5 protein-coding genes are annotated in these 7,732 nt (G+C 60.9%); 2 read left to right on the top strand and 3 right to left on the bottom strand.

Annotation, left to right across the window (positions count from 1 at the left end; translation table 11 throughout):
* Positions 1-158 precede the first annotated feature (158 nt).
* The 3 genes from DYL61_RS22015 to DYL61_RS22005 all read right to left on the bottom strand — a co-directional run bounded on the left by DYL61_RS22015 (position 159) and on the right by DYL61_RS22005 (position 4,739).
* Positions 159-3,629: a hybrid sensor histidine kinase/response regulator gene (locus DYL61_RS22015; protein WP_135310074.1), complete on the bottom strand. Its 3,471-nt coding sequence runs from the start codon at positions 3,627-3,629 to the stop codon at positions 159-161.
* A 118-nt stretch (positions 3,630-3,747) separates the two neighbouring features.
* Complete coding sequence (locus DYL61_RS22010) at positions 3,748-4,131, bottom strand: YbaN family protein (protein WP_135310073.1); 384 nt, start codon at positions 4,129-4,131, stop codon at positions 3,748-3,750.
* A gap of 20 nt (positions 4,132-4,151) precedes the next feature.
* Positions 4,152-4,739: a UPF0149 family protein gene (locus DYL61_RS22005; RefSeq protein ID WP_135310072.1), complete on the bottom strand. Its 588-nt coding sequence runs from the start codon at positions 4,737-4,739 to the stop codon at positions 4,152-4,154.
* Between the two features lie 265 nt (positions 4,740-5,004).
* On the opposite strand from DYL61_RS22005, the gene recQ reads away from it, so the two are divergent.
* Entirely contained in the window at positions 5,005-7,131 is a 2,127-nt protein-coding gene (gene recQ, locus DYL61_RS22000; RefSeq protein WP_135310071.1) for a DNA helicase RecQ, read from the top strand.
* Between the two features lie 121 nt (positions 7,132-7,252).
* Positions 7,253-7,687, top strand: a complete 435-nt coding sequence (locus tag DYL61_RS21995) for a MarR family transcriptional regulator (protein WP_105694838.1) — start codon at positions 7,253-7,255, stop codon at positions 7,685-7,687.
* The last annotated feature ends 45 nt before the right edge of the window (positions 7,688-7,732 follow it).

Below are 7,732 nucleotides of genomic sequence, written 5' to 3'. Positions count from 1 at the left end.
GAAAGTCGCTCATCTGCTGTTTCCTTAACTGACTGGCATTAGGGCTTGCCCCCGATGGCAGTGGGTCAGCTGAAGATGGGCTGACTGACACTCCCTCATCGGGAGCAAGTCGAATCGTCGCACCGCCCCTCCCACATTTTGGCTTGCGTGCATCCGGGTTATAGGGGGAGATGCCGACTCAGCAACGCCCGCAACGCCGCAGGCTTCACCGGCTTGGCCAAATAATCCAACCCCGCCGCATGCACCTCGGCCACCATCTCCGGCCTCCCATCAGCGCTGATGACCACCCCAGGAATCGGCTCCGCCAATTGCGCCCGTAACCACTTCATCAATTCGGTGCCGGTTTCGCCATGGTCCAGGTGGTAATCCACCAACGCCAGTTGCGGGCGCACACCCTCGGCCAGCAACGCTGCACATTGCGCTTGGTCGGTGGCGGTCCACACTTCGCAGCCCCAGCGACTCAGCAAGCTGCGCATGCCGATCAGGATGCTTTCTTCGTTATCCACGCACAGTACCTGGGCGCCACTCAGCGGCAAGCCGTTTTCCTGTGGCGCCTGCACCCGTGGACTGGCCTGGTTGCGTGCCAATGGCACACACACGCTGAATACGCTGCCCTTGCCCGGCCATGAGCGCACGCTCAAGCGATGGCCCAATACGCGGCACAGGCCGTCGGCAATCGCCAGGCCCAGCCCCAGGCCTTTTTCGGCGCGGGTCTGGTGGCTGTCGAGGCGTTTGAACTCTTCAAAGATGACTTTCTGCTTATCCGGTGGAATGCCGGGGCCACGGTCCCACACTTCCAGGCACAGCTCGCCTTTGCGTCGGCGTACGCCCAGCAGTACCGGGCCGTCGGCATAACGGAACGCGTTTGTCAGAAAATTCTGCAAAATCCGTCGGAGCAACTTGATGTCACTGTCGACGCGCAAGCGACTGCCGCGCAGTCGGAAACCCAGGCCTTGTTCCTGGGCCAGCGCCTTGAATTCTGCGCCCAGGGTGTCGAACAGCTCATTGAGTACAAAAGGCTGACGCTGCGGGTTGATCTTGCCGTTTTCCAGGCGTGAGATATCCAGCAGATCGCTGATCAGGTCTTCGGCGGAGCGCAACGAACTGTCCAGGTGCTGCACCAGTTGCCGGGCTTCGTTCGACAACCCATCGTTCTGATGGGAGAGGGCGGCGGAGAACAAGCGTGCGGCGTTCAGCGGTTGCATCAGGTCGTGGCTGACAGCCGCGAGGAAGCGCGTCTTCGACTGGCTGGCGGATTCGGCCACGCCCTTGGCATCGGTCAGCGCCACATTGAGCTGCGACAGTTCATGGGTGCGTTCGACCACCCGTTGCTCCAGGCCTTCATTGGCCTCGGTGAGCGCCTGCTCGGCCTCGCGGAACGCGGTGATGTCGGTGAAGCTCATGACAAAGCCGCCGCCGGGCATCGGGTTGCCGATCAGCTCGATTACACGACCGTTGGGGAACAAACGTTCGGAGGTATGCGCACGGCCCTGGCGCATCCAGTGCAGGCGTCGCGCCACGTGCACTTCGGCCTCTCCCGGCCCGCACAGGCCGCGCTCGGCGTTGTAGCGAATGATGTCGGCAATCGGCCGCCCCACGCTGATCAAGCCTTCGGGGTAGTTGAACAGCTCCAGATAGCGCCGGTTCCACGCCACCAACTTGAGGGACTGGTCCACCACGCTGATGCCTTGGGTGATGTTTTCAATCGCACCTTGCAGCAACGCTCGATTGAACTGCAAGACCTCGGACGCTTCGTCGGCGATCCGTACGACGTCCTCCAACTGCATTTCCCGACCTTCAATCGCGGCTTTTACTACAGCCCGCGTCGACGATGCACCGAGTACACCGGCCAGCAACCGTTCGGTGTGGGCGATCCAATCGTTGTCAGCATTCTGGTTGGGGTTGAAGCCTTTGCCCTGGCGATAGGCGAAGCGGATAAAACTCTGTTGGGCGCGTTCTTCACCGACAAAACGCGCCGCCAGGCTGAGCAGGTCGCTGATCTGTACCGACAACATGGAGCGGGCGTTGGCGCGCTGGCTGATTTCCTGGCCGATAAAGCGCCCGGCCTGCCAGTGTTCGGACACCCGTGTGCGCGAAAGCATCGACACCCACACAAACAGCGTGAAGTTACCCGCCAGGGAAAACACGGTGCCCAGGGTGAGCGAGGTGACAGACAAACCGAGTGGGTGGGAATGCATCCACGTCAGCCCTGGGAAAAGGCTGAGGGACCATCCCAGGCTTTTCGCGGTAACCGGTAGGACCAAGGTGTAGAACCACAGGAACGTCCCCGCCGCCAAGCCGGCAAACACGCCGCGCCGGTTGGCCTGTTTCCAGTACAGCGCGCCAAGCATGGCGGGTGCCAGTTGGGTGACGGCGGCAAAGGCAATTTGGCCGATGGTCGCCAGGCTTGCGGTGGAACCAAGCAGCCGATAACTCACGTAGGCCAGCAGCAGGATGATCACAATGCTGACCCGGCGCACCGACAGCATCCAGTGACGGAACACTTCAAATGGTCGCTCGGCGCTGGAACGACGCAGCAACCAAGGCAGCAACATGTCGTTGGAGACCATGGTCGACAACGCGATGCTCGCCACAATCACCATGCCGGTGGCCGCCGAGGCGCCGCCGATAAACGCCAGCACCGCGAGCGCCGGGTGCGCTTCGGCCATGGGCAGGCTGATCACATAGGAGTCGGGGAGCACGGACGCGGGCAACAGCATCTTGCCGCCGAGGGCAATCGGGATCACGAACAGCGCAGCGAGAATCAGATAGGCGGGAAACACCCACTTGGCCAGGCGCAGGTCCTGTGGGTCGATGTTCTCTACTACCGTCACATGGAACTGCCGGGGCAGGCAGATGATCGCCATCATGGCGACGCCGGTCTGTACCACCATCGAGGGCCAGTTGACGGTTTCTTTCCAGTATTCGTCCAGGCGTGGCGCAAGCATGGCTTGGCTGAACAGGTCGCCGAAGCCGTCGTACAGGCCATACGTCACAAAGGCGCCGACCGCCAGAAACGCAAACAGCTTGACCAGGGACTCAAATGCAATCGCCAGCACCATGCCACGGTGGTGCTCGGTGGCATCGAGGTTGCGCGTACCAAACACAATGGTGAACAGCGCCAGCACCAGCGACACGATCAGCGCCGTGTCTTGCGCCCGGGTGCCGGTAGTGTCAGGGCCGGAGCCAATCAGCAGATTCACCCCAAGCACAATGCCTTTGAGTTGCAGGGCGATATAGGGCAGCACGCCCACCAGGCAGATCAAGGCCACCACCACCGCCAGGGACTGGGATTTGCCGTAGCGCGCAGCGATAAAGTCGGCGATGGAGGTAATGTTTTCCTGCTTGCTGATCAGAATCATCTTCTGCAGCACCCAGGGTGCCAGCACCAGCAACAGCACCGGTCCCAGGTAGATCGGTAAAAATGCCCACAATTGCTCGGCGGCCTGGCCTACAGCACCGAAAAACGTCCAGCTGGTGCAGTAGACCGCCAGCGACAGGCTATACACCCAGGCACGCATACGCGGCGGCAACGGCGCATGGCGGCGGTCACCGTAAAAGGCAATGGCAAACATAATGGCCATATAGGCCAGGGCAACGGCGGCGATCAGCCCGCTGGACAGCGTCATGGTAACTCCGAGCATAAGAACACCCAGGCATTCCAGGCCCGGTTGGACAGTCTCGCATGATGCTTGGGGTTAGTCAGTGTCGACCAAGGTCTTGTGAGGGGTAATGTCGCAGGGGCTTTCAGCGGGGCGGCAGGGTTTTCTGGCGCAAGATGTAGACCGTCACCAGCAAGGCGCTGGTCAGCATGAAGCCGCGTGCCCAGGGCAGGGGGACGAGGTAGCAGGACAGGCCGATGCTCAGCCACATCAAGCCGATGGCGTAGACCTTGCCTTTGAGCGGGATGCCATTGCCATCGAGATAGTCGCGAATCCACGGCCCCAGGCGTGGGTGTTGCACCAGCCAGTGGTAGAAGCGCGGGGAGCTTCGGGCGAAGCAGGCGGCGGCCAGGAGCAGAAAGGGCGTGGTTGGCAGCACCGGTAGGAAAATGCCGATCACCCCCAACGCTACGCTCAGCCAGCCGATGGCCAGCAGTACGTAACGCAGGAGCAGCGAGCGGTTGCCCATGGGTGTCACGGGCAAGCGACTCAGTGGTGACGTGGCTTGAGGATCGCCGGTTTTTCGTCGGGTGCGTTGCACAGCAGGTACAGCGCGGTCAGGGCTTCCGGGATCTGGACGATCATGTCGTCCATCAGGTTGGCGTCGGCGGCAATGTCGGAGAACTCCGGCTGGTCGTCGAACAGGCCCGAACCGACCATGATCGGCAGCAGCATTTCGCTGACCTCTTCCTCGGCGGTTTCGAACCAGGCGGCTTCGCGCAGGAACACGCCTTCCATAAAGCCGATGCACCAGCCGCGCAGCTCGGAGTCGTCCGGATCTTCGCCCAGGTCCAGCTCGCATGGCAGCTCGAATTCCTCGTCGGAGGCCAGTTGGCGACCGATGTGGGCCTTGAGGGCCAGCAGGGTGGATTCGATTTCTTCACGCTGGGCAGCGTCGGTGTAGTGAGGCTCTTCGGCGAACAGCGCGTCGATCCACTCACGGTCAGGTACGGGCTCGGAGCAGATGGACAGGGCGGTCAGGTAGCCGTGGGCGGCCACGTAGTCCAGCGCCTCGTCATGCAGCTCATCGGCGTCGAGGAAGGCTTGCAGGCGGGTTAGTTGCTCAGCGAAGGACATTGAAGGACTACCTTGGGAATAAACGATGCTGAATTCTAGGCCTTCTTGAGCGCACAGGCCAGCCGCACGGCATTTTAGATGGCGGTCGCTATTCGTCAGTGGCGCCCTTTGGTGGATGTCGCTCGGGTATACTGCCGCGTTTTGTGATGCCCTTACAGGCCAAGCGCCAGCCCGCGAAAACTTCGCTTACGGATTATTTCCCGTGAGCGCGTATTTTTTCGGCCAGCCTGTAGTGAGGGATTTCGGCACTATTTTGGAGTTATACATGCTCGAGCAGGCTCAACGCGTCCTCAAGGACATCTTCGGCTACGACAGTTTTCGTGGCCGCCAGGGTGCGATCATTGAGCGCGTGGCCAGTGGTGGAGATGCCCTGGTCCTGATGCCTACCGGCGGCGGCAAATCGTTGTGTTTCCAGGTGCCGGCATTGTTGCGCAACGGCTTGGCCGTGGTGGTATCACCGTTGATCGCCTTGATGGACGATCAGGTCGCCACGCTTGAAGAGCTGGGTGTCGCAGCGGCCTCGTTGAACTCCACCCTCAGCGCCGAGCAGCAGCGCGACCTGGCCGCGCGGATCAAGCGCGGTGAAGTGAAGATGCTCTACCTGGCGCCAGAGCGTTTGGTACAGCCGCGCATGCTGGCCTTCCTGCAGAGCCTGGAAATTGCCCTGTTTGCCATCGACGAGGCTCACTGCGTTTCACAGTGGGGCCACGATTTCCGCCGCGAATACCTGCAACTGGGCCAATTGGCCGAATTGTTTCCTGACGTGCCGCGTATTGCCCTGACCGCCACCGCCGACAAACGTACCCGTGAAGAAATCGTCGAGCGCCTGCATTTGCAGAACGCCGAGCGTTTCCTGTCGAGCTTCGACCGGCCGAATATCTTCTACCGCATCGTGCCCAAGGAGCAGCCGCGCAAGCAGTTGCTGGCGTTCCTGTCGGAGCGGCGCAGTGATGCGGGCATCGTTTATTGCCTGTCGCGCAAGAAAGTCGATGAAGTGGCCGCGTTCCTCTGTGAGCAGGGTTACCCGGCGCTGCCATACCACGCGGGCCTGCCCAACGAAACGCGTTCGGCGCACCAGAAACGCTTCCTCAACGAGGAAGGCCTGATCATGGTGGCCACCATCGCGTTCGGCATGGGTATCGACAAATCCAACGTGCGCTTCGTCGCCCATATGGATTTGCCCAAGTCCCTCGAGGCGTACTACCAGGAAACCGGCCGTGCGGGCCGTGATGGCCTGCCGGCGGATGCGTGGATGGTCTACGGCCTGCAGGACGTGGTGATGCTCAAGCAGATGTTGCAGAACTCGGAAGGCGACGAGCGTCACAAGCGCCTGGAACAGCACAAGCTCGACGCCATGCTCTCGCTGTGCGAAGAAACACGCTGCCGCCGCCAAACCTTGCTGGCGTATTTCGACGAAGACATGCCCGAGCCCTGCGGCCATTGCGATATTTGCGTCGACGGTGTGCAGACCTGGGACGCCACCGAGTCGGCGCGCCAGGGTTTGTCCGCGATTTATCGCACCGGCCAACGCTATGGTGTCGGTCATTTGGTGGATGTATTGCTGGGCAAGGACAACGAAAAAATCCGCAGCTTCGGCCACGAAAAACTCTCGGTCTATGGTGTCGGCAAGGCCCGCGCCGAAGGCGAGTGGCGTTCGTTGTTCCGGCAGATGGTTGCCCGTGGCCTGGTGGACATCGACATCGAGGGTTACGGCGGCTTGCGCTTGAACGACAGTTGCCGGCCGTTGCTCAAGGGCGAAGTAAGCCTGGAGTTGCGCCGCGACCTCAAGCCGCAGACCACCGCCAAGAGCAGTACCAGCCAGGCCAGCCAACTGGTGCGCTTTGAGGAGCGTGAGCAGTGGGAAGCCTTGCGCACCCTGCGACGTCATCTGGCCCAGGAACACAGCGTGCCGCCTTACGTTATTTTCCCCGACTCGACGTTGCTGGAGATGTTGCGCGAGCAGCCCACCACCATGGCCGAAATGGCGCGGGTCAGCGGCGTGGGTGCACGCAAGCTGGAGCGTTACGGCCAGGCCTTCCTCGAAGTGCTCGGCGGCCAGGCCGAAGCGCCGAAAGAAGTTGCGGATATTCGCCACGAGCTGATCAGCCTGGCACGCGCGGGCATGACCCCGATCCAGATCGCCGGCCAGTTGCAATGCTCCGAGAAGAACGTCTACACCTTGTTGGCCGAGTCCATCGGTAAACAACAATTGTCGTTGGAGCAGGCGCTTGATCTGCCTGAGGATCTGCTCGGCGAAATCCAGGATGCGTTTCTCGACGGAGAAGGCGAATTGCCAGCGGTCGCGGAGATCGCGCCCCTGTTTACCGGACGTGTTCCCGAGGGCGTTTTGTACTGCGTACGGGCCGCTTTGCAGTCGGAATTCGAAATTTAGTGCGGCAATTACGACAATGTAACGAATCAGTACATAGCAACTCTTGCCTACTGGCATGGCTCATGCTTAGCTGACTAATAATTAGCCACACTTTATTTTCAGTCTAAACCATGAGTTTTTTATGTCGTTAACCGATCAACACCGCTTTGGCATGCAGTTGGCGCAAATGTCCCGAGGTTGGCGCGCCGAGCTGGATCGCCGTTTGGCGGGACTGGGCTTGTCCCAGGCGCGCTGGCTGGTGCTGTTGCACCTGGCGCGTTTCGAAGAAGCACCTACCCAGCGTGAGCTGGCGCAAAGCGTCGGGGTCGAAGGCCCCACGCTGGCTCGGCTGCTGGACAGTTTGGAAGGCCAGGGCCTGGTGCAACGCCAGGCCGTGGTGGAAGACCGTCGGGCCAAGCGTATTTTGTTGTGTGATAGCGCTCGGCCGCTGATTGACCAGATCGAGACCATCGCCACGGCATTGCGCCATGAGCTGTTTGTAGGCGTGGATGAAGAGGATATGAAGGTGTGCATGCGGGTGCATGGGCACATCCTGGCAAACCTAGAAAAGTCCTGAATCCCTAATTCAATGACGATCAAAATGTGGGAGGGGGCAAGTCGA

Source organism: Pseudomonas nabeulensis (genome assembly GCF_004682045.1).
In the GTDB taxonomy this organism is placed as follows: Bacteria; Pseudomonadota; Gammaproteobacteria; order Pseudomonadales; family Pseudomonadaceae; genus Aquipseudomonas; species Aquipseudomonas nabeulensis.
Note: the sequence above shows the minus strand (reverse complement) of the source record. Positions and strands in the feature narration are given on the sequence as shown.

Excerpts from the sequence above, each read along its gene's own strand:
- DYL61_RS22015 (WP_135310074.1), bottom strand. The coding sequence starts at position 3,629 with ATGACGCTGTCCAGCGGGCTGATCGCCGCCGTTGCCCTGGCCTATATG.
- DYL61_RS22010 (WP_135310073.1), bottom strand. The coding sequence starts at position 4,131 with ATGGGCAACCGCTCGCTGCTCCTGCGTTACGTACTGCTGGCCATCGGC.
- DYL61_RS22005 (WP_135310072.1), bottom strand. The coding sequence starts at position 4,739 with ATGTCCTTCGCTGAGCAACTAACCCGCCTGCAAGCCTTCCTCGACGCC.
- recQ (WP_135310071.1), top strand. The coding sequence starts at position 5,005 with ATGCTCGAGCAGGCTCAACGCGTCCTCAAGGACATCTTCGGCTACGAC.
- DYL61_RS21995 (WP_105694838.1), top strand. The coding sequence starts at position 7,253 with ATGTCGTTAACCGATCAACACCGCTTTGGCATGCAGTTGGCGCAAATG.